This is a genomic window from Acetobacterium wieringae (assembly GCF_023700225.1).
In the GTDB taxonomy this organism is placed as follows: domain Bacteria; phylum Bacillota; class Clostridia; order Eubacteriales; family Eubacteriaceae; genus Acetobacterium; species Acetobacterium wieringae.
Genome location: NZ_CP097897.1, coordinates 3,513,483 through 3,540,172, shown reverse-complemented (window position 1 = coordinate 3,540,172; position 26,690 = coordinate 3,513,483). Strand labels below are relative to the sequence as shown.

31 protein-coding genes and 1 pseudogene are annotated in these 26,690 nt (G+C 44.6%); 28 read left to right on the top strand and 4 right to left on the bottom strand.

Translation table 11 applies throughout. From position 1 onward, the window contains the following. Window positions 1-14: 14 nt before the first annotated feature. Window positions 15-497 carry a flavodoxin family protein gene (locus CHL1_RS17350; protein ID WP_148638607.1) on the top strand — a complete coding sequence of 161 codons (483 nt, stop codon included), beginning with the start codon at window positions 15-17 and terminating at the stop codon, window positions 495-497. Between the two features lie 68 nt (window positions 498-565). Here CHL1_RS17350 and CHL1_RS17345 read toward each other — a convergent pair whose 3' ends face one another. After that, on the bottom strand, window positions 566-1,795 hold the full coding sequence (locus CHL1_RS17345; protein WP_148638606.1) for a multidrug effflux MFS transporter: 1,230 nt from the start codon (window positions 1,793-1,795) through the stop codon (window positions 566-568). A 95-nt stretch (window positions 1,796-1,890) separates the two neighbouring features. Here CHL1_RS17345 and CHL1_RS17340 point away from each other — a divergent pair, with 95 nt between their 5' ends. The 8 genes from CHL1_RS17340 to CHL1_RS17305 all read left to right on the top strand — a co-directional run bounded on the left by CHL1_RS17340 (window position 1,891) and on the right by CHL1_RS17305 (window position 9,008). Beyond that, window positions 1,891-2,196 carry a GGDEF domain-containing protein gene (locus CHL1_RS17340; RefSeq protein WP_148638605.1) on the top strand — a complete coding sequence of 102 codons (306 nt, stop codon included), beginning with the start codon at window positions 1,891-1,893 and terminating at the stop codon, window positions 2,194-2,196. A gap of 188 nt (window positions 2,197-2,384) precedes the next feature. Beyond that, on the top strand, window positions 2,385-3,008 hold the full coding sequence (locus tag CHL1_RS17335; protein WP_148638604.1) for a TetR/AcrR family transcriptional regulator: 624 nt from the start codon (window positions 2,385-2,387) through the stop codon (window positions 3,006-3,008). 106 nt (window positions 3,009-3,114) lie between these two features. Further along, a complete protein-coding gene (locus CHL1_RS17330; protein WP_148638603.1) occupies window positions 3,115-4,455 on the top strand; it encodes an MFS transporter in 1,341 nt (446 codons plus the stop codon). 106 nt (window positions 4,456-4,561) lie between these two features. Beyond that, window positions 4,562-5,038 (top strand): GNAT family N-acetyltransferase, encoded by a 477-nt coding sequence (locus CHL1_RS17325; RefSeq protein WP_250934187.1) that lies wholly within the window; start codon window positions 4,562-4,564, stop codon window positions 5,036-5,038. A 101-nt stretch (window positions 5,039-5,139) separates the two neighbouring features. After that, complete coding sequence (locus tag CHL1_RS17320) at window positions 5,140-5,784, top strand: TetR/AcrR family transcriptional regulator (protein WP_250934186.1); 645 nt, start codon at window positions 5,140-5,142, stop codon at window positions 5,782-5,784. Then, window positions 5,781-7,148: a phenylacetate--CoA ligase family protein gene (locus CHL1_RS17315; protein ID WP_250934185.1), complete on the top strand. Its 1,368-nt coding sequence runs from the start codon at window positions 5,781-5,783 to the stop codon at window positions 7,146-7,148. The genes CHL1_RS17320 and CHL1_RS17315 overlap by 4 nt, the downstream gene beginning before the upstream one ends. Window positions 7,149-7,299: 151 nt before the next feature. Then, window positions 7,300-7,935 (top strand): TetR/AcrR family transcriptional regulator, encoded by a 636-nt coding sequence (locus CHL1_RS18375; protein ID WP_276520463.1) that lies wholly within the window; start codon window positions 7,300-7,302, stop codon window positions 7,933-7,935. Beyond that, entirely contained in the window at window positions 7,935-9,008 is a 1,074-nt protein-coding gene (locus tag CHL1_RS17305; RefSeq protein ID WP_250934184.1) for a radical SAM/SPASM domain-containing protein, read from the top strand. The genes CHL1_RS18375 and CHL1_RS17305 overlap by 1 nt, the downstream gene beginning before the upstream one ends. A 129-nt stretch (window positions 9,009-9,137) precedes the next feature. Here CHL1_RS17305 and CHL1_RS17300 read toward each other — a convergent pair whose 3' ends face one another. Further along, window positions 9,138-9,824, bottom strand: coding sequence for a P-II family nitrogen regulator (locus CHL1_RS17300; RefSeq protein ID WP_148638597.1), 687 nt, complete (start codon window positions 9,822-9,824; stop codon window positions 9,138-9,140). Continuing rightward, entirely contained in the window at window positions 9,811-11,304 is a 1,494-nt protein-coding gene (locus tag CHL1_RS17295) for a DUF1538 domain-containing protein (protein ID WP_250934183.1), read from the bottom strand. The genes CHL1_RS17300 and CHL1_RS17295 overlap by 14 nt, the downstream gene beginning before the upstream one ends. Before the next feature lie 276 nt (window positions 11,305-11,580). On the opposite strand from CHL1_RS17295, the gene CHL1_RS17290 reads away from it, so the two are divergent. The 9 genes and pseudogenes from CHL1_RS17290 to CHL1_RS17250 all read left to right on the top strand — a co-directional run bounded on the left by CHL1_RS17290 (window position 11,581) and on the right by CHL1_RS17250 (window position 19,335). Further along, complete coding sequence (locus CHL1_RS17290) at window positions 11,581-12,732, top strand: GGDEF domain-containing protein (protein ID WP_250934182.1); 1,152 nt, start codon at window positions 11,581-11,583, stop codon at window positions 12,730-12,732. A 104-nt stretch (window positions 12,733-12,836) separates the two neighbouring features. After that, window positions 12,837-13,511 carry a response regulator transcription factor gene (locus tag CHL1_RS17285; protein ID WP_250934181.1) on the top strand — a complete coding sequence of 225 codons (675 nt, stop codon included), beginning with the start codon at window positions 12,837-12,839 and terminating at the stop codon, window positions 13,509-13,511. Further along, window positions 13,508-14,569: a HAMP domain-containing sensor histidine kinase gene (locus CHL1_RS17280; RefSeq protein ID WP_250934180.1), complete on the top strand. Its 1,062-nt coding sequence runs from the start codon at window positions 13,508-13,510 to the stop codon at window positions 14,567-14,569. The genes CHL1_RS17285 and CHL1_RS17280 overlap by 4 nt, the downstream gene beginning before the upstream one ends. Window positions 14,570-14,645: 76 nt before the next feature. After that, window positions 14,646-14,861: a hypothetical protein gene (locus tag CHL1_RS17275; RefSeq protein ID WP_250934179.1), complete on the top strand. Its 216-nt coding sequence runs from the start codon at window positions 14,646-14,648 to the stop codon at window positions 14,859-14,861. A 244-nt stretch (window positions 14,862-15,105) separates the two neighbouring features. Beyond that, complete coding sequence (locus CHL1_RS17270; RefSeq protein WP_228879957.1) at window positions 15,106-15,543, top strand: MarR family winged helix-turn-helix transcriptional regulator; 438 nt, start codon at window positions 15,106-15,108, stop codon at window positions 15,541-15,543. 72 nt (window positions 15,544-15,615) lie between these two features. Further along, a complete protein-coding gene (locus tag CHL1_RS17265; RefSeq protein WP_250934178.1) occupies window positions 15,616-16,158 on the top strand; it encodes a DUF2284 domain-containing protein in 543 nt (180 codons plus the stop codon). After that, window positions 16,151-16,801 carry a DUF3786 domain-containing protein gene (locus CHL1_RS17260; RefSeq protein ID WP_250934177.1) on the top strand — a complete coding sequence of 217 codons (651 nt, stop codon included), beginning with the start codon at window positions 16,151-16,153 and terminating at the stop codon, window positions 16,799-16,801. The genes CHL1_RS17265 and CHL1_RS17260 overlap by 8 nt, the downstream gene beginning before the upstream one ends. A 214-nt stretch (window positions 16,802-17,015) precedes the next feature. Beyond that, window positions 17,016-17,813 (top strand): annotated as a pseudogene (locus CHL1_RS17255) (SDR family NAD(P)-dependent oxidoreductase). A gap of 169 nt (window positions 17,814-17,982) precedes the next feature. After that, window positions 17,983-19,335, top strand: a complete 1,353-nt coding sequence (locus CHL1_RS17250) for a diguanylate cyclase domain-containing protein (RefSeq protein ID WP_250934176.1) — start codon at window positions 17,983-17,985, stop codon at window positions 19,333-19,335. A gap of 110 nt (window positions 19,336-19,445) precedes the next feature. Here CHL1_RS17250 and CHL1_RS17245 read toward each other — a convergent pair whose 3' ends face one another. Then, window positions 19,446-20,048 (bottom strand): hypothetical protein, encoded by a 603-nt coding sequence (locus CHL1_RS17245; RefSeq protein ID WP_250934175.1) that lies wholly within the window; start codon window positions 20,046-20,048, stop codon window positions 19,446-19,448. A 262-nt stretch (window positions 20,049-20,310) separates the two neighbouring features. Here CHL1_RS17245 and CHL1_RS17240 point away from each other — a divergent pair, with 262 nt between their 5' ends. The 10 genes from CHL1_RS17240 (at window position 20,311) to CHL1_RS17200 (ending at window position 26,684) form a co-directional block, all read left to right on the top strand. After that, window positions 20,311-21,462 (top strand): aldo/keto reductase, encoded by a 1,152-nt coding sequence (locus tag CHL1_RS17240; RefSeq protein WP_250936312.1) that lies wholly within the window; start codon window positions 20,311-20,313, stop codon window positions 21,460-21,462. 254 nt (window positions 21,463-21,716) lie between these two features. After that, on the top strand, window positions 21,717-21,956 hold the full coding sequence (locus tag CHL1_RS17235; RefSeq protein WP_250934174.1) for a MarR family winged helix-turn-helix transcriptional regulator: 240 nt from the start codon (window positions 21,717-21,719) through the stop codon (window positions 21,954-21,956). A 229-nt stretch (window positions 21,957-22,185) separates the two neighbouring features. After that, window positions 22,186-22,311: a hypothetical protein gene (locus CHL1_RS18370; RefSeq protein WP_276520462.1), complete on the top strand. Its 126-nt coding sequence runs from the start codon at window positions 22,186-22,188 to the stop codon at window positions 22,309-22,311. Further along, complete coding sequence (locus CHL1_RS17230; protein ID WP_250934173.1) at window positions 22,304-22,846, top strand: DUF2284 domain-containing protein; 543 nt, start codon at window positions 22,304-22,306, stop codon at window positions 22,844-22,846. Before CHL1_RS18370 ends, CHL1_RS17230 begins: the two co-directional genes overlap by 8 nt. Next, window positions 22,839-23,159, top strand: coding sequence for a hypothetical protein (locus tag CHL1_RS17225; protein WP_250934172.1), 321 nt, complete (start codon window positions 22,839-22,841; stop codon window positions 23,157-23,159). Before CHL1_RS17230 ends, CHL1_RS17225 begins: the two co-directional genes overlap by 8 nt. Before the next feature lie 199 nt (window positions 23,160-23,358). Continuing rightward, on the top strand, window positions 23,359-24,735 hold the full coding sequence (locus CHL1_RS17220; protein ID WP_250934171.1) for an MATE family efflux transporter: 1,377 nt from the start codon (window positions 23,359-23,361) through the stop codon (window positions 24,733-24,735). Window positions 24,736-24,805: 70 nt separating this feature from the next. Further along, entirely contained in the window at window positions 24,806-25,159 is a 354-nt protein-coding gene (locus CHL1_RS17215) for a 4Fe-4S dicluster domain-containing protein (protein WP_420840482.1), read from the top strand. Window positions 25,160-25,184: 25 nt separating this feature from the next. Next, on the top strand, window positions 25,185-25,571 hold the full coding sequence (locus CHL1_RS17210; RefSeq protein WP_250934170.1) for a MerR family transcriptional regulator: 387 nt from the start codon (window positions 25,185-25,187) through the stop codon (window positions 25,569-25,571). A gap of 166 nt (window positions 25,572-25,737) precedes the next feature. Then, window positions 25,738-26,265, top strand: a complete 528-nt coding sequence (locus CHL1_RS17205) for a flavodoxin (RefSeq protein WP_250934169.1) — start codon at window positions 25,738-25,740, stop codon at window positions 26,263-26,265. A gap of 56 nt (window positions 26,266-26,321) precedes the next feature. Further along, window positions 26,322-26,684: a cyclophilin-like fold protein gene (locus CHL1_RS17200; RefSeq protein ID WP_250934168.1), complete on the top strand. Its 363-nt coding sequence runs from the start codon at window positions 26,322-26,324 to the stop codon at window positions 26,682-26,684. The last annotated feature ends 6 nt before the right edge of the window (window positions 26,685-26,690 follow it).

Below are 26,690 nucleotides of genomic sequence, written 5' to 3'. Positions count from 1 at the left end.
AAAGGGGCAAAAAAATGAAAACCGCTGTTATTTATTATTCACTGGAAGGGAATATGGATTTTATCGCTCAGCAAATTGGAAAAAATGCGGAGGTTGATCTTTATCGACTGAAACCGCAGAAAGAGTATCCCACCGGGAAGATCAGCAAGTATGTGGTTGGGGGGAAAGGCGCCAAATTTGGGGAGTGTCCGGAACTTATCAATCCGGCCATCGATCTGTCAAAGTATGAGACGGTGATTATTGGCACGCCGATTTGGGCCGATACCCTGGCACCGCCACTGAATACTTTTTTCAGAGATTATGATATCACGGGAAAGAAGATTGTTCTGATCGCCACCCATCGTGGCGGTGGTGCAGACAAGTGTTTTGAGAAAATGAAGACCCATCTCGCTGGCAATCAAATTCTTGGCAATTTTGATTTTTTAGAACCCAAACAGCAGCAGGACAAAAATATTAATGAAAAATTAGCACAAATCAGCAAACTGATTGGCGCATAAAATAAAACTGCCTGACCCGACGTTTTGCGGATCAGGCAATTTTATTTATTCAAAAGAATTTACAGCAATCAGGCCTCTCTGATTTTACGAAGCAGTGGTGTTTTAGTCACGGCCAGCCATAATCCGCCGGAAAGCAAGCCCAGAATAATGTTGAGCCCGCCGATAACGGGAATCAGATGATCCATGTTAAAGGAAATGATAATCATCCCCAAGCTGCCCATGATGGTGGCAAAAGAACCCATCAGTGAAGAGGCTGAACCGGCATCTTCAGGCTGTTGATCCAGCATCAGGTAGGCACTGGGGGGACGGGAACAACTACCGGCCAGGGTGGCGGGAAATAAAGCCAGGGCAAAGATAAAGGGGTTGCTCTGACCGAACAGAATAATGGCCAGACCGCTTAAGATGGTAATGCCAAAACAGAGATTAATGATCGAAAAGCGCTTGAAATGGTTGGATAGTTTGATATAAATCAAGGGTCCCAACAGCATCGCCAGGGCGTTAAAGGCAAAAAAGTAACTGTAAACCTGGCTGCTGGTTCCAAAATCATTTTGATAAATATAAGAAGATGATGAAATAAAGGCCAATCCGGAGATGCTGGAAAGGGAAAAAATAATCAGCAGGGAAGTAAAACCCGGGTTTTTAAGAACGACCCCCAGTCGCCCCAAAGTATGGAGAATATTTCCGGATCCCCGATGTGCGATTGATTCCTGAAAAATGATGGAACCCAAGAGGATAATGAGTCCCAGTAGAGCCTGGATGATAAAGACCCCCCGCCAAGAGGTGAAGGTCAGTAACAGAGCCCCGATAACTGGGGCAACAGCCGGGACAATAATGACCATCGATTGAACCAAGGCCAGAGTTTTCTCTCGCTGTCGTTCATGGTAGACATCTTTGACAATGGCAGTGGCCACAGCACTGGCAGAACCGCCGCCGATGGCCTGCAAAACCCGGAAAAAAATCAGCTGATAAATGCTGCCGGAAACGGCACAGAGTAGGCTGGCAATGGCATAGCCAGTGATTCCGACCAGTAGAATCGGGCGGCGGCCATATTTATCACTGAGCGGCCCCCAAACCAGAATACCGGCGCTAAAAAAGATAAAGAACAGAATCAGGGTCAGATTTGTCAGATATTCGGGAACATTGAAATAGGCAGTCATGGTCGGTAGCGCTGGCAGATATAGATCGGTAGATAGCGGGGCAAAAGCGCTTAGAAAAACCAGGAAGATCAATAAACCCCGATCACCCAGGTATTTTTGTCCACTGGTGTTTTTATTAGAAATAGTTGTTTGTTTTTTCATCGTTTCTCGCATTCCTATAAATTTAAGTGGGTATTACTTATTAACCCTATTTAATATTATAATGCAAATAGATTAGATTTCAAGTAATTATATCGATGGATCAAGATAAAAAGACGGAAGGGATATGTTATCGAATTGGTGGCGATGAATTTGCCATCCTGATGGAAAATACCGAGGAAACAGCCATTAAGCTCAAGATTCTCCAGATGATAAAATATCTGAAATGTGCCGAAAACCAGGTGGAATATCCCCTTGAGGTGGCAATCGGGACAGACGTATACGATGTCAAGACATGGTCAAATCTAACCAAATTTTATCATCATGTCGATCAGCAAATGTATGCAGATAAACTTGAAAAAAAACAAAGGCGCAAAACAAAGCTTACCATTGCGGTACAATAAAACCAGTTGAAGCGGTCTGTTGCTATACAGTATTCTCTTGGCGAGTCCTTAGTTAGGAGAAATTATCGGAACGTTCATTGTAGTTGATGGGTTCCTCAAAACCGTAATAAAAATAAATCTTGACAGAGAGCAAGATTTATTTTATTATTCAATTATCGACCGAAGGTCGAAAGAATGAGAGGGGCTCAATGAAGACTGTCAAAGAAGGAGAAGTCCGCAAACGGGAAATCCTGATGGTGGCCCGGGAGCTTTTTGTCACGAAGGGGTATGAACAGACCTCGGTGAATGATATTTTAAAGATTGTGGATATCGCCAAAGGTACTTTTTATTATTATTTTGCTTCCAAGGAAGCGGTGCTGGCGGCTATCATCCTGGATATTGTCGAAGAAGGCGCCAAACGGGCGGAACGCATCCTAAAAGATCAATCGGTGCCGCTGATCGATCGGATTATGATGGCGATTATGGCTCAGTCTCCGGAGTTTGAAGGATCGGAGGAAATCAGGGACCAAATGCACAAGGTGGAGAATGCCAAACTGGAACAGCTATACACCAAGGCCATGCTCAAGCGGATGACGCCGCTGTTGGAAGTCGCAGTGGCCGAAGGAATCGCTGCTGATCTTTTTCATCTGGATTATCCAAGGGAAACGATTGAAACCATTTTACTACTGGGACATATGTTGTTTGACTGCAATATTATGGATTGGGAAATGGATGCTTATCCGGTCAAGGTTAAGGGCTTTCTGGCCAATATGGAAAGAATGCTGGGAACCCGAGCAGGAGAACTAGAGGACTTTTTACAAATGTTTGCCTAACTTAAAAGTTAGGTGGACATTTGTAAAAAATTTACCCGTGTATCGACCGTAGGTCGATACACGGGTTGATGCGTGATAAAAATCCAGAATAACAGGAGGAACAATTATGAAACGGCAAAAAACACAGGCAGGTAGCGTACAACAACAGCACTCAATGAAGAAGTTTATGATTCTGGTAGCGGGCGCTTTTATTTCCAGCATCGGCAGTGGCTTGACTGATTTTGGGCTTGCCATCTATATTTTAAAGCTAACCGGATCAGTGGGAGCCACCGGTATTTTTGCCAGTTGCGCCTTTTTGCCAGCGATCCTACTGGCCCCAGTGGGTGGTGTATTGGCGGATCGCTATGATCGACGGTTGATGATGATTCTGGGTGAGTTACTATCCGGATTGGCGCTACTGATCTGCCTGGCAGCGGTGCTAAGCCCTCAGCCCTCCCTGGTGGTAATCTGTATTGGCGTGGGGATCAGCTCAATTTTTTCAGCCCTGACAGAGCCAGCCTTTAAGGCCACGATTACCGACCTCTTGCCGGAGGAAGACTTTGTCCGGGCGGGTGGCATGGTTCAGTTGGCTGGCAGTGCCAAGCTGTTGATTTCTCCAGTCGTTGCCGGTCTGTTGCTGCAAGTGACTGCGGTCAGCACCCTGATTATCCTCGATATGGTGACTTTTTTTACCACGGTTCTGATTATCGCATTTGTCAGAAAAGGCTTGACCAGCAAAAAAAGTACAGTGATCGGGTCGGGGTTTCTGCGTGAATTGAGGGCGGGTATCACCGCCGTCCGGGGCAAAAAAGGAATCATCACGATGATTATCGTAATGACGATTACCACCTTCTGTCTGGGATTTGTGCAGATGCTTAGCAAGCCGTTGATTCTGGCCATTGCTGGTGAACGGGAGCTGGGAATTCTGACCACTGTCATTGCCATGGGGATGATGGTTGGAAGCATCGGCATCAGCATGATCAAGCAACCAAAATCTTATCTGTGGATGCTGTCAATGGGATTGTTTGGCTGTGGCGTTTTCTTTGCTATGATCGGGGTCAGCGAAAATCTGGTTTTGATCGCCGGGTTTGGTTTCATGATGTTTGTCTTTATGCCAGCCATCCAGATTAGCGCCGAGGTGCTGATCCGGACCAACCTGGATAATTCAGTCCAGGGACGGGCCTTTGGTCTGATTGGTCTGATTACCCAGATGGGTTATATTCTCTCATTTTTGGCAGTGGGAATGTTAGCCGATGGAATCTTTGAACCGTTTATGCAGGGCGACACCGAATTGGCCATGAGAATTAGTGCAATAATCGGGTCTGGAGTCGGCAGAGGCAACGCCCTGCTGATTATCATCACCGGAATCGGATTGGCTGTCGTTGGGATCGTGGTAGCCCGGTTAAGAAGCGTCAGAATTCTGGAAGCGACGGCAGTCAAAGATGAACGGCTGCTAGAATCCTGGTAGCAATAATTTTCTGATGAGGTTAGAAAAAAACAACAAAGCAGAGTGGCCTTAACAGTTGATTTCCGGCAAGAAATCGACTATTCTTGAACAAGGGAGGTGATAGACGGTGACTCAAAAAATAAAACTCAGACGATTTGAAGATAAGGACGTACCCATATTTAAGGAGTGGCTAAAAAAAGACCATGTCAAAAGATGGTATACCGAACCGGAAGACTGGATTGCGGAAGTGACATTGCGAGACAGTACCTTTTCATGGATCACCCACTTCATTGTCGAGTGGGAAGAAATGCCCATCGGGTTTGGCCAGTATTATAAATGTCTCGATGCCAATGAGGCATGCTATTCCCATATCCCGCAGAACGGCACCTACAGCATTGACTATCTCATTGGAGAGGCGGACTGTTTAGGAAAAGGGTATGGCAAAAAGGCGGTTCAATTGCTGACTGAAATGATTTTTGGGCTTTCCGACTCAAAACGGATCGTTGTTCAACCGGAACCTGAGAACCGGGGATCCTGCAAAGCCCTGTTAGCCAATGGCTATATTTTTGATGAACACTACGGGGTTTATCAAAAAGAGAAATAGTTCCTGAAAAGCGGAGACAATTATCGGCACCCTATTGACTTGTCAGTCAATAGGGTGTATTCTTAAATCACATATTGACTAGCGAGTCAAAGGAGGTTTTTATGGCAAGCGAATCTTTTGAAAAAATATCGGACGAAAAACAAGTGGCCATCATCCAGAGCGGAATTACTGAATTCTCGAAAAAATCCTATATGGATGCTAGTACCGATGAGATTACTAAAAGCTGTGGGATCTCAAAAGGGCTCCTGTTTCACTATTTTGGCAATAAGAAAAATTTCTATCTATATTGTTTGGAGGTTGCCTTAAAACGGCTGCTTACAGATATTCCCACACCGGATCAGACCGGTTTTTATGAAATGATCTTTTCCTATGCGGATGAAAAGTTTAAATTATGCGAAAAATATCCCAGCGAAATGCACCTGGTCAATATGGCGGCCCGGGAAATGAGTGCGAAGGTGATTAATGAAAAGAATGAACTGATTGTGCGGTATATGATCAGCACCCGTGAAAAATCCCAGCAGCTTATGGAAAAAGCCATTGCAGCGCTTGAACTGAAAGAAATAAATATAGAAAAACTAAAAGATGCCATAACGATCTATTTGGGGGCGATTATAAATAGATATCTGGAACGGTATAAAGAGAATCCGAAATTATTTTTTGAGCATTCCGCAGAGATTAAAACAGAAATAAAAGAGTACCTTGATTTCATGTTAAATGGAGTTGTTAAGGAAGGTGGATCAGTATGAAAAAAATCAGCTTAATGAAGGCGATTTGGTTTTGTTATCGCGATAAAAAAATGAGCGATTCTGAAAAAAACAGAATTAGAGCAGAGCGGCTGAGCAGCCTGGTGGCATATACCAAACAGAATAGTCTCTACTATCGTGCGCACTATCAAAACATTGGCGAGAATTTTAATCTGAGTGATTTGCCACCAACGAATAAAGTCGATCTGATGGCACATTTTGATGACTGGATAACCACAAAAGACATCACCTTAAAGGAAGTGGAAACCTTTATGACCGATCTGGACAATGTTGGGCGAAAAATCAAAGGGAAGTATCTGGTCTTTACCACCAGTGGTTCTACGGGTAATCCTTTAGTAGCTCTATGCGACCGATCCACCAATAATGTCATGGCGGGAATCAACATCATGCGAAGCTTTGCCAGAAGAGCAGATTTTATGGCCTTTTTGAAAGGCGGCGGAAAAACCATGGGGGTTTTTGCAACGGGCGGTTTTTATTTGGGTAATAGTTCGGTTCGGGCCCGATTGTTATCGATGCCCTGGAAAAAAAGACAGTTTGGTGTGATCAGTGCCCTTTATCCACTTCCCCGGATCGTCGCTGAACTGAATGCCTTTAAACCGACGATGTTGGGGGGCTATCCGACCATCCTTGAACTGCTTATTGATGAACAGAATAAGGGGCGGCTTAAGATCGCTCCGGTTATCATTATGACTGGCGGTGAATACCTGAGTGACCAGCTTCGAGAGGATCTGGAAGCGGCCTTTGGATGCCCGGTTCAAACTACATATTCCTGTACTGAAGGCGGCACGATTGCCTGTGAATGTCCAGAAAAGCATTTTCATATCAATGATGATTGGATCATTGTCGAGCCAGTTGACCATCAAAATCAGCCAGTACCGGATGGGGTGCAGTCGGATAAGATCCTGATTACCAATCTTTATAATTATACCCAGCCATTCATCCGCTACGAGATCACTGATCGGGTGGTGATGCATCATGAACCCTGCCCTTGCAACAATCCCTCACCCTGGCTGACCCTTGAGGGCCGTACCGATGATATTCTGACCTTTTATGAAAATGGAAAGACCATCAGAATTTCGCCTTTGGCGATTTACGCAACCCTTAAAGAAATCCATGGGATCCTCCGGTTTCAGCTGATTGCTCATGGACAGAATCAGCTTGAGTTGCGAATCATCCCTGGTACCGGGTATGATCCACAGCGCTTATTTGAAGCAGCACAGAAAAACCTGGCGGATTTTCTGGCCAATCATGGGGTGACGAATGCCCAGATCGCTTTTTCTGAATTGATGCCGATGCAGCATCCGCAAAGTGGAAAGTTTAAGCATATTATCAATAAACCCGAATAATTTGAAGTGGCGATCCTGGTAGGAATAGCCGATGCAGATATCCTAATCAAAATAAATTTTCGAAACACAACTTGACAGGCTAGCGTTCATTAGCTATACTAAGGCTAGTGAACACTAGCTTTTGTTTTAGCAGGATGATTAAGGAGAAGTGATGACAAAACGTAATACCAGGGAAATAATATTAGAAGAAGCACTCAATCTGTTTGCGGTAAAAGGTTATCAGAGTGTAACGGTTAAAGAAATCGCTAAGGCGGTGGGCATTAAAGACAGCTCACTGTATAAGCATTTTGCCAGTAAGCAGGCCATTTATGATACCTTGCTTGCCTGGATGAACCAGAAATTTGAAGAAACGGTGAGCTTTTATCGGTTGCCCCAGGGCGAGATGGAGAGTGTCGCCCGGGAATATGGCCGTAATGATCTGGTCTGGCTTAAAAAAGCCTGTGAGGCGGTTTTTCTGTTTTTTCTGAAAGATCCTCAGGCATCGAAGTTTCGCCGGATGCTGACGATTGAGCAGTACAAAAATAAGGATGCGGCCAAGACATTATACAACTGGTTTTTCAATGATGCCATTTTGTTTCAAACCGACTTATTTCGTGAGATGATTAGGCAGGGAAGCTTCAGAGACGGGCCACCCCAGATCATTGCCTTGCAATTTTACGGGCCCTTCTACACGCTGTTATGTCAATATGACATGATGCCGGAAAAAGAAGAGGAAGCACTGGCCCTGCTGATGGCCCATATTGAACAGTTTGCATCGATTTATCAAACAAGAAATGAGGAACACTGATGAACTTAAATAGCCTGATGGATCAGGGCATCGCCCAGATCATGACAACCGCCGGACGATTTTATTTGAATAACCCCAAAGGCCGAGCCTTCTTAATAGGCCTTTTACCGGAGTTGGCCAAAAGCACGGCCCGCAGAAAAAAACAGGAAAAAGAAGGCCTCCACGTGCCACCATTTCTGATCGCCAGTATTGCCTCGCAATGTAATCTTCACTGCGCTGGCTGTTATGCCCGGGCTGGCGGTAGCTGCGGTACCAGTAGCGGAAAAAGGGATATGGATGCCGGGCAATGGGGACATATCTTTGATCAGGCGGCAAGATTGGGCGTTGCCTTTATTTTGCTGGCTGGCGGGGAACCCTTTTTACGCCGGGATATCCTGGATCTGGCCGGAGCCTACCCCAATGTGATCTTTCCGATTTTTACCAATGGCACGATGCTGAACCAGGAGACCATTGAGTTTCTGGACAGCCATCGCAATCTGATCCCGATTCTCAGCATCGAAGGCAATGCCAAAGAAACTGATGATCGCCGTGGGGCAGGGACCCATGCGCAGATTGAAATGGCCATGGGAGCTTTAAAAAAACGCAATATTTTGTTTGGGGCGGCCATTACTGTCACCAGGCAAAACTTGCCGCTGGTGACCAGCAATGACTTTCTTGAAGCGCTGGAGGATAAGGGTTGCGGTGTGACCCTCTATGTGGAATATGTCCCGGCGGAAGAAGGAACCGAGGATCTGGTTCTTATGCAAACCCAAATAAAGCAACTTCAAGCCCTTTGCCTTGAGCTCCGAAAAAGCTTTCGTCGGATGGTGATTTTGTCTTTTCCCGGTGATGAGGAGGAAATGGGCGGCTGCCTGGCTTCCGGGCGGGGATTTTTTCATATCAATCCCACGGGTGATGCCGAGCCCTGTCCCTTTTCACCCCACGCCAAACAGAACCTGGCCAGTGATTCGGTGGAAGCGGTACTCCGCTCCCAATATTTTGCAGATCTCCGAGAGCTGGCCGAACGGGTCGGACATCATGGTGGGTGTACCTTATTTGAGGAAAAAGAACAGGTTGAAAAATTGTGGGCTTAGCCGTTAGGATAAGCGATTAAAACATCAAACTAAAAACAGCATCGTGTGTTTGCCTAAAACATACGATGCTGTTTGACATTTCAGAAAAAGTCTGCAAAAAAATATTGAATCATCAGCCGAGGGTCTGTCTCAATAATTGTTTTGGTATAAGCCATAGGTTCGGTTGATGCTGATCGTGAAGATAATTCCATTTCCCGGCTTGTCCATTTCAGTAGCATCCTGGATGGCATTGACAACCGTTTCCGTCTTTTCTGTTTCCAGGATCATCATCACGACTTCTTTTTCCGGTTCAATATCCATAGCAAAGAGTTTTGCGTATTCATGAACACCCGAGCCCCGGGCATTAATAATGGTTCCGCCGTTAGCACCGGCGGCCTCAGCTGCGCTGACAACCGTTTCCGCATTGCCGCGATCGACAATCACAAATATTGCCTCATACATTGTTTTATTGACTCCTTTGTCTTCATGTATTTTATCATAGGAACAATTTCGAACGCCTAAAAAATTATTTAACTCAGCTGTAAAGGCAATCCCGTGATGGGCTTTGGCAAATTTGAATTTACGGCTGATTTCCTCAGCAGCTGTTTCAATTTTTCCGGTCTGGGCAATCATCAGAACCACTTCGACGCGTTCATCACAAATGTCCAGAAAATCATTGACCAGGCAATGCTGGGTGCCCTTTCCCAAAAAGATCGTTCCACCGGAAATCCCGCATTTTTTACCCAGCTGCAGGATCTTGGAACCAACCCCGAAATTGACAATGACGGCCAGGATTTCATAGTTCTTTTTTGTGATTAAATTTTCATGAGTACTCATTTTCGGAGAGTCCTCCTTTAACTGTTTTAATTTTAAAGATCAGGCCCAGAATTTCCAGGGCAATAATCGGCATCAGGGCAACCATGGCAATCAGTCCAAAACCATCGACTAGCACATTGGCGCCTTCGATGGATTCGGCCGCACCCTGGGCAAAAGCAAGGATAAAGGTTGCTGTCATTGGGCCGGAAGAAACTCCGCCGGAATCAAAAGACATCCCGACAAACAGTTTGGGCACCAGATAGCTTAAAACCACTGCCAGGATATAGCCGGGCAGCAGATAATGCCAGAGCTTAATTTCAGGAACAATAATCCGCAACATCGACAAGCCCACCGCCAGCGATACCCCCAGCGATAAGGCAACCAGAACGACCTTTCGCTTTAAGTAGCCGCTGGTGACATCTTCAATTTGCTTGGTCAATACATAAACTGCTGGCTCAGCCAGAATAACTACCAGACCCAAGAGTGCCCCAATGGCGATCAGCACCGCTTTATTGTCGATGCTGGCAATAGTATAACCGACCAGGGTTCCCACGTCCATAAATCCGGCATTGACTCCGGTTAAAAAAAGCACCAGACCAATCAGGGTATAAACTAAACCCTTGATAATGCGTTTGAGAGGCTTCTTTTTTAATTTAAAGGAGATCATCTGAAAAACAATAAAGATGATAACAATCGGCAGCAGAGCCAGCACCACCTCGTAAAGAACCGTCGGCAGTTTATTGATAAAAGGCAGGATTACTGCAGTTGAGGCAGAAAGGCTACTGTCAAGACTGCCGCTGATTTCTTTGGTACCCTTTAAAACACTCATAATCATTACCGCCAGGATGGCACCAGTCGAGGCAATGCCAACCAGACCAAAACTGTCATCTTCTGAGGCTTTACCCTTCTTTAATGATGAAATTCCCAGAGCGAGTGCCAGAATAAAGGGAACCGTCAGTGCCCCGGTAGTGGCTCCGGAGGCATCAAAAGATATCGCCAGAAATTCCTGGGAAGAAAAGAAAGAAACAATCAGAATGACGCCATAGATGAGCGTCAGGAGCAGGCTTAGGGATTTGTTATAAATAATGCGCAAAAAACCAACTGTTAGCAGCAGCGCAATCCCGACCGAAACACAGAGAATGATTTCGGTTTTAGTAATGACATTGGCAGAAACAAGCGCCACCTGACCGGCCAGAATATGGAGGTCCGGTTCTGCCACCGAGATGAAAAAACCAAGTATCAAACCAGAAAGAATGACGATTGAAACCTTATTGCTTTTGGCGATATGGGTTCCCATCAGACTTCCGATGGGGGTAATACCCAGATCTACGCCGAAGAGAAAAATTGTCAAACCGACAACAATCAAAAACGCTCCCAGCAAAAAACGCAGCATGATAGGGGTGTCAATGGGAACAAGGGTAAAACCTAACATGACGACAATCAAGGTGATTGGCAGAACCGAAACCAGAACTTCTTTGAATTTCTCAAAAAGTATATTCACATGATCAACCTCCTTCCACTGTATTCGATTAAGCTGCTAGATAAAAATCAGCCAGCGTTTTGAATTATCAAGCAAGCTTTATAATTGGAAACGAAGACAAGGATAACAATTCTGCCTTTATTATACTAAAGAAAAAGAATTAGCACAATGGCTAGCCAGAGTTTAACAAAATTTAGTATTTATGATATAATTTAACATAAATCGATCAAATTAAAAGTAGTATTTATTTAAGTGAATTAGAACAAAAGGTTTATTTTGTGGAAACGAGGGATGTAAATGCGCCAATTAATAACAATCAACCATGAACTTCATGAAAAATGGCGACAGGTTCTGTTTCGCACCTGCATTTATATCGGGGTCATTATTTTTGTTGCGGAATTTTTTATCTTTGTATTTAATAAACATGATCAACCCTTTAGCCCAGTCATTATCCGCTATCTTGTATTTTATCTGGCCTTGCCTACGTTTTTGAATCTTATCTTTATAGTGGGAGCCTATTTTATCCTGAAATCTGAAAAAACAAGTGAGAAGGCCAAAAATTACACGGTTGCCTTACTCTTTTTTCTGATTTGTGCCTGTGTGCAGTGTTTTCACTATACCTTTCCGGCAATTTTATGTGTGCCCTGTATTGCAGTATTTATTACCGTTATTTTCCTGGATATCAACTTGACCCGTCTTATTTTCGGGTTGAGCTACGGTTCGTTGATTTTGGCTTTCCTGATCGCCCGGTTTGAGGCGGACAGGGCGGTTGAAGTAATCTTTCTGGATTGTGTGGTGGCGGGGATCATGATCTTTTGTGCCTATTTAGTAGCAACGGTGCTGACACGTTACACCAGCGAACAGGCCCAGAGTATCCATGACAGTTATTTAAAACAGATGGAACTGATTCAGGAAGCAAAAACCGAACCCCTCACCGGACTTTTAAATCGCCGGGCGATGGTTGATGTTTTGGGTCAGGCGGTTTATCAGGAGGAGACATTTAGGAAACCCCTGATCATGGCAGTGATTGATCTGGATGATTTCAAACAGGTTAATGATACCTATGGACACCGAAAGGGGGATGAGGTGCTGATCGCTCTGGCAGAGATACTCAAACGCAATACACCGGGGACGGAACAGGTTTTTCGTTATGGGGGTGAGGAGTTTGTATTGTTGTTCAGCGGTCACCCCATCGGCGAGGTGGTTGCTATGATTGATAACATGCACCAGGAATTCGGCGCCCATGATTTTGGTTTTAACGAGGGCGGGAAGATCACCTTCAGCTGTGGAATTGCCGAGTATGCCGATTCCGGCTGGTCAACCAGTGAGTTTTTTGAAAAAGCTGATCAGGCTTTATATCTGGCCAAAAACTGCGGGAAAAATCAGAATCAGATTTATGAAAAACGGCTGGAGGAGCACATGCTTACGCAGCACCATACGTCCGATTGACGGGAATCAATCGGGCGTTTTTAGTTTAAAATTGTTGACTTAACAAATCTTTAACAGCAGCAGGATATAATGACTTCCGATACTCAAGTTTAGGAGAAAGAAGAATGATCAATATCTTAGTCGTCGAAGATGATGTCAAATTGAATTACATTGTCTGCGCTTTTCTAAATGATAACGGCTTTCATGCCATCAGTTGTAAAAACGGCACCGAGTCCTTTGACCGGATTCTGGAAGAACCGGTGAACCTGATTGTTTCGGATATCATGATGCCGGAAATGGATGGTTTTGAATTTGCCGCTGAAATCAGAAAACAGGATAAAGCCATCCCGATTCTGTTTATGACCGCCCGGGATGATATGGGGGCCAAGCAGAAAGGTTATAGTCTGGGCATTGACGATTATATGGTCAAACCGATTGAGATGGATGAACTGCTTTTACGGGTGGCAGCTTTATTACGGCGGGCTAATATCCGCAATGAGCGAAAACTTACGGCGGGGTCGCTCGTCTTAAACGAAGAGGAAACCACTGCCTATCTCAACGACGTCGAATTGCCGTTGACGGTAAAAGAATTTAATATTCTGTTTAAGTTGTTATCTTACCCCAAACGAACCTTTACCCGGACCCAGCTGATGGATGAATTTTGGGGCTATGACAGCGAAAGCAGCCCCCGAACCGTGGATGTTTCGATCACCAAACTGCGGGACAAACTTTCGGACTGTCAGGACGTGGAGATTGTAACCGTCCGGGGATTGGGCTACAAGGCGGTGATTAAAGGATGAAAATTCGTTATCGGGAGCAGAAAGATAAACGGATCAATGCCAGGCGGTCTTTCTGGAAAGAATTTTTAATTATCTTTGGGGTGGTATTAATTTGCAGTGCCGGGCAGGTGCTGATTTTTAATCAGCAGATGCTGGACCAGGCCAATCCCTGGATCATGGTGTTGGTGGGGATGTCCTATGCCTTGTTTATGGGACTGATTGTCAGTTTGGGGACCCGTTTTATTATGTATACCGGATTTCAGCGGCCGTTGACCGAAATCGGTCAGGCGGCCCGAAAAGTGGCCAGCGGTGATTTTACTGTCCACGTTCATTCTCAGCGCAAAGACAATAAAAAGGATGAGCTGGAGGTGCTGATTGATGATTTTAACAAGATGGTGGAGGAATTAGCTACTATTGAAACCTTAAAGAGCGATTTTATTGCCAATGTGTCCCATGAAATGAAAACACTCCTGGCTATTATCCAAAGTTACGCCTCAGCGCTCAGAAAAGAAGCCTTGCCCCAGGATGAAAAACAGGAATATATTGATACCATTGTCGAGGCATCAAAAAAACTATCCACCTTGGTGACCAATATTTTAAAGCTCAACAAGCTGGAAAACCAGGAGATCATTCAGACTGAGACCTATTACCTGGATGAACAGCTGCGTTGCTGCATGCTGGCGCTGGAAGAAAAGTTTGATGAAAAGAACATTGAATTTGATGCCGACCTGGATGAAGTGTCCATTGCCAGCGACGAAAGTTTGTTGGAAATTGTCTGGAATAATCTCTTGACCAATGCCATCAAGTTTACCCCAGAAGGTGGCCTGGTAAAAATTGAGTTGCGAAACGCAGCTGGTTTGGCCATTGTCAGGGTCAGTGATAACGGCTGCGGGATGCGTGACGAAACCAGCCGTCGGATTTTCGACCGCTTCTATCAGGGCGACACCTCCCATGCTGAGGAAGGCAACGGACTGGGTCTGGCCCTGGTTAAGCGGGTGGTGGAACTGATTGGGGGAACCATTGTAGTTGAAAGTGAGCTGGGTAAGGGGACAACATTTACGGTAACGTTAAAATTATAAAAATTAATATTGAATTGATAAATCTCTTACCTAAAAAGTGAGAGATTTTTTATTGGCGGCATTTTTGGTGAACAAGATGTTAAGGTTAAGTGCTAAAAGAGCATTTATCAATATTGAAAAGCTAGAACGTGCCAAAAATACCAAAGCAATGGCATTAGCCCTGGGGGCGGGAATAGTCGGGACGGTGTTTATGGCCGGAGCAACCTTTGCCTACCTGGCTGCCATGACTCCGCTGTGTGTTGTTCTGACCATTCCGGGATTTATCGGTTGGGGATTACCCTATTTCCTATAAAAAAAATGTCAAGAACAGCACTGAACAGGTAAATCCGATGATTGAAAGCAATTTCGATGTGATTTATGAAGCCTGTGAAAAGGCCAGTCAGTTATTCGATTGAAAGATTTTATCATGATGAAGGGGTAAAATTATTTAAACAATCTTTTAGTTGATTTGAATAAATTATTATTCAAATCAACTTTACAAAGGAACAAAACTCATGTATACTAATCGTGTATATACACTGAAAAAAGGTGATCACATGAAAACAGAAAACCAAAACAAAAAATCGTCAGTATGCAATTGTCTCAATCTGCGGCGGGCCTCACTGGCGATAACCGAAATCTACGACCATTACCTGGCTCCAAGCCAGCTCAGTGTCAGTCAGTTTTCAATTTTAAAACACATCCGGGCAATTGAACCGGTGAGTGTCAGTGCGTTGGCCGCTGAAATCCGGCTGGATCGGACCACCTTGGTTCGCAATTTAAAGCCTCTTGAACAGCAGGGGTTGATCCATGATATTGCACAGCCGGGAACACGAAACCGGCAGCTTTGTTTAACGGCAGCTGGTAAAGAAAAAATTGAACTTGCCCATGTTTACTGGCAACAGGCTCAGGAAAGAATTGAAGCACAGTTGGGATTGGAAGATACAAAAATTCTCCAGGAGCTGTTATTAAAAATTGAGGTTTTAGAACCTTGATTTTTTTAACAATATCGTGTAGATACACTAAAAGGTGAAGTTGGAAAAACAAAAAATGTAAGGAAGGTAGCAATGAATAAGCAAACTGAAATTGAAAAAGAGCTGGCCAAACTGCCGATTCTGGAATATGCTTTTTTAAAACCCGATGAAATTATTTTTTCAAAAGAAGTCCGGGATCTCTGTGAAGGCAATAGCTGCGGTATGTATAATAAATCCTGGGCCTGCCCGCCAGCAGTGGGGAGTGTGGAGAGCTGCAAGGAAAAATGTTATGGCTATGAAAAGGCGATGCTCTTTACCACGGCCACCGCAGTAGCCAGCAGTTTTGATATGAAAGGATGGATGCAGGCTCTGATCGAGCATGAGGCTTTGACGGATCGGGTGGCTGCGGTTTTTCGTAGCTTTGATAAAGATGCCTTGATGCTATCGACGGAAGGATGCACCGTCTGTAAAAAATGCACTTACCCCGATGCTCCCTGCCGCTTTCCTGACCGAATGTATCCGGCCACCGAAAGTTATGGGATTATGGTGATGCAGATGGCCCCGGCCTTAAATATCCGATACAATAATGGGGCCAATACGGTGACCTATTTTAGCCTGGTGTTGTTTAATGAATAAGCGGTACTCAAGGCCGAGCTCTTACGATATTATTTACGAAGCCTTATTGCCCAAGTTGGCTGAGTGTAACCTGGCGGAAAGCGCCGCCCGTTTTAACCTGCCCATTGATTCTGATGGGCAGATAACCATCAATTTTTTAAAACGCGATTATCTCATTACCAATACCGGTGTCATACCAGCTGATGAGAAACCGGTCAATATTAATAATCGCTCCATCCTGATCCATTATGTGTTGTCTCAGGGTACCGGTGATCCGGTTTATTTGTTCAAACACCTTTTTCGGATGACCACTATTTTTTCAAGTGGCGACACCGGAAAAGCCAACATGATGGACGCACCGCTGATTAAAGCTTTTGGCAATGATGTTGATAAATTGGACAAAACCATTATAAAATTAGGCGGAGAACCGGAGCTTTCCAGAGATTCCTATAGTCGCAGCTGGCTGTTGGAAGTGTTGCCTAAAATCCCGGTTAAGTTTATCTATCGGGAAGCCGATGATGATTTTCCAGTTGAAATTCAAACCCTATTTGATGAAAGTGCACCGGAATTTCTGGAATTTGAATGTCTGGCTTTTTTATGTGGCTGCCTTGTCAGAGCAGTGCTTAAAACGGCGGAATATGGAAGCGTGGACGGATGGGAGTAGCAACCCTCCATCTGGTTTTTAAGTGAACACCGACTTTTTCGGTGTTTTTTTGTGCAAAAAATATGAAAATAGTCACTTTAACACGAACTTAACAAAATATTAACGTTATGAAATAGTTGCGGCGTATGATAAGGCTATCACAAGAAATTAACAAGAGAACCGGTAATAAGCCGATAAAAAATCAAAAATTTTTTAGGAAAAGAAGGAGAAAATAATGAACGTAAATGCAAAAAATATTGTTGTAACGGGTGGCGGAAATGGTGTTGGCAGAGAATTGGTATTACAGCTTTTAAGCAAAGGGGCCATGGTCGTGGCGGTCGATATTAATCCCGAAGCATTGGACGAAACAGTGCAGATGGCCGGGAAAAATCCCTGACTCTTTACCGAAGTGGTTGACATTTCCAATAAGGAGGCTGTCTTTGCATTTGCCAAAAATGCCATTGAAAAATATGGGAAGATTGATGGGATCATCAACAATGCCGGGATTATTCAGCCCTTTGTTGAGCTGAATGACTTGGAAATGGCGCGAATCGAACGGGTCATGGCTATCAATTTCTACGGCACCCTCTACATGGTTAAAGCCTTTTTGCCGCATTTAATGAGTCGTCCGGAAGCCCATATTGTCAATGTTTCCAGTATGGGCGGCTTTTTACCGGTACCGGGGCAAAGTGTCTATGGCGCCTCCAAAGCAGCCGTAAAACTACTGACCGAAGGGTTGTCGTCCGAATTAAAAGATACAAATGTCAAAGTCTCGGTGGTGATTCCCGGCGGGATTGCGACAGATATCAAGAAAAATTCCAGCCTGGCAAGCAATGAATCAACCGACAGCAGCAAGGCTAAGATGGTGTTAACCCCGGAAAAAGCGGCGGAATTGATCATCAAGACCATGGAGAAGAAAAAGCTGCGGGCATATATTGGTAAAGATTGCAACGTGATGAAGTTTCTTTATAAAGTCAATTCGTTTATTGCCATGGGGATGATCAATAAGGTGATGGCAGCTAATGAACATTAATGGGCGAAGTGAAAGACGCTGCGTGATCGTTTGGATCAATCCCCAGGACTAAAAATTCAGAATAAACGGTCGATAATTATAGCAGAAGCAGGGATTAATTAGTGGTCTTTATGCGGTTTTGATGATAAACTAAAGTCAGAAAACATTGATGCAGCAACAGGAGAAAAAGATGGATCAGAGTAGCAACTATTTTAAAAAGAATCTGGCAATCCTTGTTTCAATTACAGTAGCCCTTTTTCTGCTGACCGTTTTTTTATTGATCATTGGCATGTTTATGCATAACCTCAAACAGCAGGAGATGTTAAAAACAACCGATAAATTTATAAATTTCAAAAGTCAGTTGGAACATCTGGTTTTTACCAATAAAACCTTGGTTCAGGGCTTTGAGGCTTATATCCAGACAAATCCCGGTCTCGATGAGACGGCAGCTTATACCTATCTGGATAATCTCCTATCCAAAAATGAAAATCAGATCAGAAATATTGGAGTAATTCAGGATACAACCATTATCTGGAATTATCCTAAAGAAGGCAATAGCGCCGCCATTGGTGTTGACCTGGCCAAGGTTGAAAGTCAGAAAGACCTGGTTCTCAAGGTAAAGAATGACCAGGTACCAATCTTTCAGGGGCCAGTCGATCTGGTTCAGGGGGGAACCGGTTTTATTATCCGGCTGCCAATCGTCCGTCAAGACAGTGGATATTGGGGGCAGATCAGCATTGTTCTTAAAGGCGACCAGATTATCGAAGAAATCAATAGCTATGCCGACAAGGCCGGATTAAATGTCGCTCTCTTTAATAATCAGAATCCGGAGCAGCCATTTTACGGGGATACCTCTGTTGTTGGCGAGTCGTCCTTAACCTTTGACATCGATCCGGGTTTTATTGACTGGAAGGTAGCTGTTTCACCTCAGGGCGGCTGGGAAAATAATCAGCTGATTTTAGGGATTGCCGTTATGCTGGCGGTTCTAATGGCCGTCGGGGCCGGGAGGCTGACTTTCCGTGCATTGAAAATCAATTATCAATTGCGAATTATGTCCAGTCACGATTCCCTGACCGGACTTTTTAACCGTTATTATTTAAATGAGTATCAGACCATGGTGTTGGCTGCGGCCCAACGAAACAATCGCCAGGTGGGGCTGATGAGTATGGATTTGAATCATTTCAAAAAAATCAATGATACCTATGGACACAACACCGGCGATCTGGTTTTGATTGAGACTGCCCGGATTTTGCAGAAAAATGTTCGGGCCAATGAAGCGGCCTTCCGACTGGGCGGCGATGAATTTTTGATGATCCTGCCGGACATCAAAGATCGCCAGGAGCTTAGGCAAGCCAAAGAACGCTTGGCAAAAAGTTTTGCCAGTGAGTTTTCGCTGGCAGACCTTTCTGAGAAACTAACCTTAAGTATTGGGACTTCCTTATATCCTGAGGATGGACAGGACATTGATGCCCTGCTGCAGATTGCCGATGAAGAGATGTATGCTGACAAGAAAGAACAAAAATCAAGACTGGCCCTCAGTTAACCCAAGTGGCCTGGAGAAAATGGGTTAACAGGGCTTGGGACCTGAGTAAAAAAAACGTCTGATTTTCTTAGTGAAAATCAGGCGTTTTTTAAAGGATCGTTCAGAGAAGATTAAAGGGCCGTGTTGGTAGTGGCTGCAGCATCGGGCTGGGTCATCATGATTTCGATGGACTCTATTTCAGTGGAGTCCGTCTGATAGATGATTCTCAAGATACTGCCAACAGTGATATCAGCCGCGGTAGCGGTGGTACTTCCAGCTGTTTGCTGATCGGGCTTCTGATTGCTCATTTGCGTCAGGGTGATGGCATCGGTTAATTCAATCGTGGCGGTTTCACCGGTGAGGGTTAAAAATTCTGGCATGGTTCCGGTCGTGTCCTCGCTGGGAGCTGTTGTGCTGCCATCAGCTGGGGGCGTGGTCTGATCATCAGCCGGTTTTTCTGGCGGAGTTCCGGTAGTCGTGTTTTCAGTCGGGGCCTGCCCTTGATCGGGTGGGGTCTGACCACCGCCCATATTCATGGTGCCCAGTGCTAAGGTGATGGTGCTACCGCTGACGGCGGTTACCTCACCGTAACTGGCGTTATCCTCAAACGCGGCGGCCTCATTGGTGGTGGCCGTTTTAGTTTCTGCCGTGGTTGAAGTACAGCCGGTCAGCAAAAGACCGCTGATAGTGGCTGTAACCAGCAGGGTCAGGAGCAGTTTTTTATTTTTTATCATGGTTAAAATTCCTTTCAATTTTATTTGTGATGGGATTACTATAACAGGGTATTGTGATGATCTGGTGATGTTGAGGTTATCGATGGTTGAAATCTGTGGTTGAGGAGATCGCACGTTCGTGATTGTTAAGAATCAGGTGCAAAAAAAATAGTAAAAAATGTAGATTTGTTAAAAATTGACTTGGACTAAAGTTCGGACGGGATTATAATAAGAGTAGATCAATAATCAGATTGTTTGAATTTAATACAAGGGAGATTGAATGATGCTGTATCGAAAATTCGGAAAAACAAATGAAGAGGTTTCGGTTTTAGGATTTGGTTGCATGCGGTTACCGGTTATCGATGGGGTTCAAAATAAGATTGATGATGAGAAGGCCATCACCATGCTTCATTATGCCATTGATCATGGCGTGAATTACATTGATACCGCCTATCCGTATCATGGCACCGGCTTTGACCAAGGCGGTGCGAGTGAACCCTTTGTGGCCCGGGCCTTAAAGGGCGGCTATCGGGAGCGGGTTAAAATTGCCACAAAGCTGCCGTCATGGCTGATTCAGTCCCGGGCGGATATGGAGCGATTATTGGCTGAACAGCTGAAACGGCTGGAAACGGATACCATTGACTTCTACCTGCTGCATGGTCTTAATCGCGGTTTCTGGCAAAATCTGAAAGGTCTGGGCGTTCTTGAATTTCTGGATCAGGCCATCAAAGACGGCAAAATCAAATATGCCGGTTTTTCCTTTCATGATGACTTTGATTTATTTATCGAAATTGTCGACAGCTATGATTGGTCGTTCTGTCAGATTCAATACAATTATCTGGATGAAAACTATCAGGCAGGTAAAAAAGGTCTGGAATATGCGGCTGAAAAAGGACTGGGGATTACCATTATGGAACCGCTCAGAGGAGGGGCCCTGGTTGATAAATTACCCCAGGACGTTTTAACCGCCTGGGAGAATGCGCCAATCAAAAGAACTCCGGCCCAGTGGGCGCTGCGGTGGGTGATGGATCATCCAGAAGTTTCGGTGGTGCTCAGTGGCATGACGACGATAGAGCAGGTGGTTGATAATGTCAATACGGCCAATGCCGGGGCAGCCCATTCACTAACCAATGAAGAACTGGCGTTAGTGGATTTTGCCAGGAAAACAATCACCGAAAAGATGAAAGTCAACTGTACAAATTGCCGGTATTGTATGCCCTGTCCATCCGGGGTCGATATTCCCGGACATTTTGCACTTTATAATAATGCCTATCTATTTGATGCTCTCCCCAAAGCCAAAGGTCTATACCAGACGATGTTTCCCCAAGATGCCAAAGCCTCCAATTGTGTGGAATGTGGCAAATGTGAAGAACACTGTCCCCAGAACATTGCCATCATTGAGGAAATGAAAAATGTCAGAGCCGCCTTAGAATAACGATTAGGCTGGGGACGATCAAGCCTTAATTATCAAAACAGCAGGGTGATTTTCAGGTATTGAAAATCACCCTGCTATTTTTTTGAAAACGATATAAAAAAGGGATTGACTTGGAGTGGATCCTAGATGTTAGTTTGTTAACAACAATGAAGATAACAATGTTAAAATTCAGGATAGGGACAATAGAAAATACTTTACAAAAGATAAATCATCCCACATAATTAACGTGCATATACACTAAAACGGGTGATCACATGAAAACAAAAAAACAAAACAAAAAATCTTCAGTCTGTAGTTGTCTCAATATGCGCCGGGCCTCCCTGGCAATGACCGAAATATATGACCATTATCTGGAACCCTGCCACCTCAGTATCAGTCAGTTTTCGATTTTAAAGCACATTGACGGAATGGAACCGGTTAGTGTCAGTGAGTTGGCAGCTGCAATCCGTCTGGATCGCACCACCCTGGTGCGCAATTTAAAACCCCTTGAATAGCAGGGGCTGATTCATGATATTGCCCAGACCGGAACACGAAACCGACAGCTTTGTTTAACAGCTGACGGCAGTGAAAAACTGAACCAGGCGCAAAGACGGATTGAAGAACAATTAGGACAGAAAAATACAAAAATATTGCAGGAATTGTTGTTAGAAATTGAGGTTTTGGTACCTTGATTTTTGGGCACTAACGTGTAGATACACGAAAAGAAAGTGAGAACGTACGAAAATGAAAGAGTTGATCAAAACAGAAATTTCACGGTATGGCAGAGAAAGCGCAACCAATTATTCAGATGAGATCCAGGGTGCCTACATTAAAAAGAAGACCGATATTACCGAGAAAAGCCATGAATAAACAAGCTGAAATCGAAAAAGAGCTGACCCAACTGCCCATTCTGGAATATGTTTTTTTAGAACCCAGTGCGATTATCTTTTCCAAAGAAGTCCGGGATCTCTGTGAAGGAAATGGCTGCGGCATGTATAACACATCCTGGGCCTGCCCGCCGGCGGTGGGAAGTGTGGAGCAGTGCATGCAAAAATGTTTGGCCTATGATAAGGCGATGCTGTTTACCACCGCCAGCGAAATGGCCAGCAGTTTTGACATGGAGGGGTGGATGCGGGCCCGGGTGGAGCATGAGGGCGTAACTGATCAGGTGGCTGATATTTTTCGTCAATACGATAAAAATAGCTTAGTTTTATCAACGGAAGGATGCACGCTTTGTAAAAAATGTACTTATCCGGATGCCCCCTGCCGCTTTCCCGAGCGGATGTATCCGGCCACGGAAAGTTATGGGATCATGGTGATGCAGATGGCCTCGGCATTGAAGATCAGCTACAATAATGGCGCCAATACGGTTACTTATTTCAGCATGGTACTGTTTAATGAATAAGCGATACTCGATAACCAGCTCATATGATGTTATTTATGAAGCCTTGTTACCCAAACTGGCTGAGTGTAACCTGGCGGAAAGTGCTGCCCGTTTTGGTTTAAACATTGATGCCAAGGGACAAATTACTATCAATTTTTTAAAACGGGATTATCGCATTAGTAATACCGGTGTGACCCCGGTTGAGATTCAAACCCAATTTGATGTAACGGCTCCAGAAATTCTGGAATTTGAATGTCTGGCTTTTTTATGTGGATGTCTTGTCAGAGCACTGATTAAAACGGCCGAATACGGAACTGTGGACGGATGGGTGTAACAACCCGCCGTCCTGTTTTTATTTATCCCGAATTTATCGGTGTTTTTTGCAAACGATATTTCTAAAAAAAGAATTGACATGGAGTTCACTCTAAGTGTTAAGCTTCAATTATAAATCCGTTAAGCTTGGTCGATAGAAGTAAAAAGAGTGTGTTATCGGGCAGAAGTGTTTTAATAGAAAGAAAAAGGTGAGTGCTAAAATGGAAAAAACAGTAGCATTAAGAGTAAAAAAGCAGGTAGTGGGCGAGCGGCTGTTTTCGAACCGGGATTTGGTCCGGTTGTTCATCCCGCTGGTCATTGAGCAATTCCTGGAATACACGGTAGGGCTGACAGCCTCGATTCTGGTCGCCCATGTGGGCGAGGCAGCAGTTTCCGGAGTCTCCCTGGTGGAATTTGTGATGGCGCTGCTGATCAGTATCTTTGCGGCTTTGGCAACCGGTGGCGCCGTCGTCGCCGGACAATATCTCGGGAATAAACAGACAAAAGCAGCCAATCAGGCGGCCAATCAGCTGGTCTGGTTTGTCGGGGCGGTTTCCGTGATCATTATGGGGCTGATTTACGGGTGTCGGCCATGGATCCTGCATGGCTTATTCGGGCAAATCACGCCGGAAGTCTATGATCATGCCAACACCTACTTGCTAATTGTGGCCGCATCGATTCCCTTTCTGGGGGTGTATAACGCCATGTCGGCAGTTTTTCGAACCATGGGAAACTCCAAATTGCCGATGAAAATCATGCTGGTGATGAATCTCATCAATGTGGCTGCGACCGCAGTCCTGATTTTTGGTTTCAATTTGGGGATTGAAGGGGTGGCCCTGCCTACCCTGCTGTCACGGATGGGCTCCGGAGTGATCATCATTGCCCTGGCCTTTAACCCGAACAATATCCTGCATTTAAATAAGACACTGAGGTTTAGTTTTGATTACAAAATGGTGAAACGGATTCTTAAAATCGGTTTGCCATCGGGGTTTGAAAATGGGATGTTCTATTTCGGCCGGCTGATTATCTTAAGTCTGGTCTCAACCTTCGGGACGGCAGCGATTGCTGCCAATTCGGTGGGCGGAACCCTGGTGATGTTTGAGGTACTCCCGGGCATGGCGATGGGACTGGGGCTGACTGTAATCATCTCCCACAGCATCGGTGCTGGTGATTACGCCCAGGCCAAGTACTACACAAAAAAAATGCTGATGGTGCTCTACGTGGCGCAGCTTATCAGCACCGCTATTGTGCTGGCATTGCTGCCGCAGATCCTGAGGGTCTATGCGCTTTCTCCGGAAGCCACGTTGTGGACAACCCAGATTGTCTGGGGTCATGGGCTGATGATGATCCTGATCTGGCCACTGGCTTATTCGTTGCCGGTGACTTTTCGGGCCGCCGGTGATGCCAAATTTCCGATGGCCATCAGCATTGCGGCGATGATTTTTTGCCGGATTGTGCTGGCTTATGTGTTTAGTATCACCTTTAACATGGGTATGATCGGCACCTGGGTGGCGATGTTTGCGGACTGGATTGTCAAGGCGATCATTTTTGTCTGGCGGTATTTTTCCGGAAGATGGACAGAATACCGGGCAATTTAAAAAAAATTGACTTGGAGTCCACTCCAGATGATATGGTAAGGTGATTAAGAAACGATGAATAATCAATTAAATGGAAGATTTTAAGCCTTTTATTAAAGCAGAATATGATATCATAAATAATATTATCAACATTATCAATGAGGCCATCGCCATTCCCTGTACTGCCTGTCAGTATTGCGTCGACGGATGCCCGAAAAACATTGCCATTCCCAAATATTTTGCTCTGTACAACGCCGAAAAACAGTCAGCGCCCCGGATGTTTTCAACCCAACGGGTCTACTATGATAATTATATCAAAACTCACGGGAAGGATTCAGACTGCATCGAATGTGGGAAATGGCCAGAAAGCTGCCCGCAACACATTGAGATTATCAAAAGTCTAAAGGATGTTGCTGAAGTGTTTGAAGCGCCATTAAATTTCTAATAAAAAATCGCAGAGGTGGATTTCCATGACCATAACCGAAGTAAGTAAAAAATATGATATTTCACAGGATACCCTGCGTTATTATGAGCGAATTGGCTTAATCCCGGCAGTTAATCGGACCAAAGGCGGAATGCGGGACTATAACGAAGAATCCTGCGCCTGGATTGAGCTGGCTAAATGCATGCGTTCCGCCGGGATTCCCATCGAAGCTCTGATTGAATATTGTGCCCTGACCCAACAGGGGAATGAAACCATCGCGGCCAGAAAAGAGTTATTGGTCGAGGAACGAACCAAACTGCTGGAAAAAATGGAAGATATGAAAAAAACCCTCGATAAACTCAACTACAAAATCGATCGCTATGAAAAAGCCGAAGTCACCGGGGTTTTGTCTTGGGATAAACCAAATGATTGACTGAATAAATGAATTTTTTAAAATCTCCGCACCTTCAATGGGCGGAGATTTTTTTTTGGAAAAAAATAAATAAAAGGATTGACTTGGAGTAAACTCCAGATGTTAGTCTATTAATAACGATAGCGATAATCGAATTGAAATTACAAAAGAACAAGGAGAAGATGAAATGAAAAACTTAAAAGCAGAAAAATGTTTGATTGCCTACTTTTCACGCAAGGGAAACAATTATGTCAGCGGCAAGATTGTCAATCTGCCAGTCGGCAATACCGCAGTCGTTGCCAAGATGATTGGGGAACTGACTGGCGGTACGCTTTTTCAGATTGAATCAAAAAATACTTACCCAGACGATTATACTGAAACAACCGAGGTCGCTCAGCAGGAACTTCGAGCCAATGCCAGACCGATGATCACTGGTAAAGTTGAAAACATGGATGACTATGACGTGGTATTTTTAGGTTATCCCAACTGGTGGGGAACCATGCCCATGCCGGTGTTCACCTTCCTGGAAGATTATGACTTTTCCGGAAAGACAATTGTACCTTTCTGCACCCATGAAGGCAGCGGATTGGGACACAGCGAAAAAGACCTGGCCAAGATGTGCCCGACAGCCACTGTCTTAAAAGGTCTGGCCATCAATGGCAGCGCCGCAGGATCAGCTAAAAACAGTGTCTCTAAATGGCTGGATAAAATTTGATTTATCAATAATTACCATGGATTTTGGCATTAAACAGTAAAAGAAAGAAGATAAAAATGAAGAAATCAATCAAATTAACCTTGGATGGAAGAGAATACACAGCAGTATTTAACGATAACCAGACAGACGTGGACATTATCGATATGATGCCCATGGAATTAACCCCGCAACGTTATGCCGGTCACGAATACTACAGTGAACTTCCTAAAAAACCGTCAGTCAAAGAGGTTCCCATGACTTCGGTGGCGCATGCCGGTGATATCTGCTACTTTGACGGCTGGAATGCGTTTACCGTGCTTTTTGGAGATGCCAAAATTGATCCATTTAAGGTAGTGCTGGTTGGCCACGTCAATGAGGATATTTCACCATTGGCAGAAGCCGGAGATACGATAGCGGCTAAAATCGAAGTCATTTTGTAAAGATAG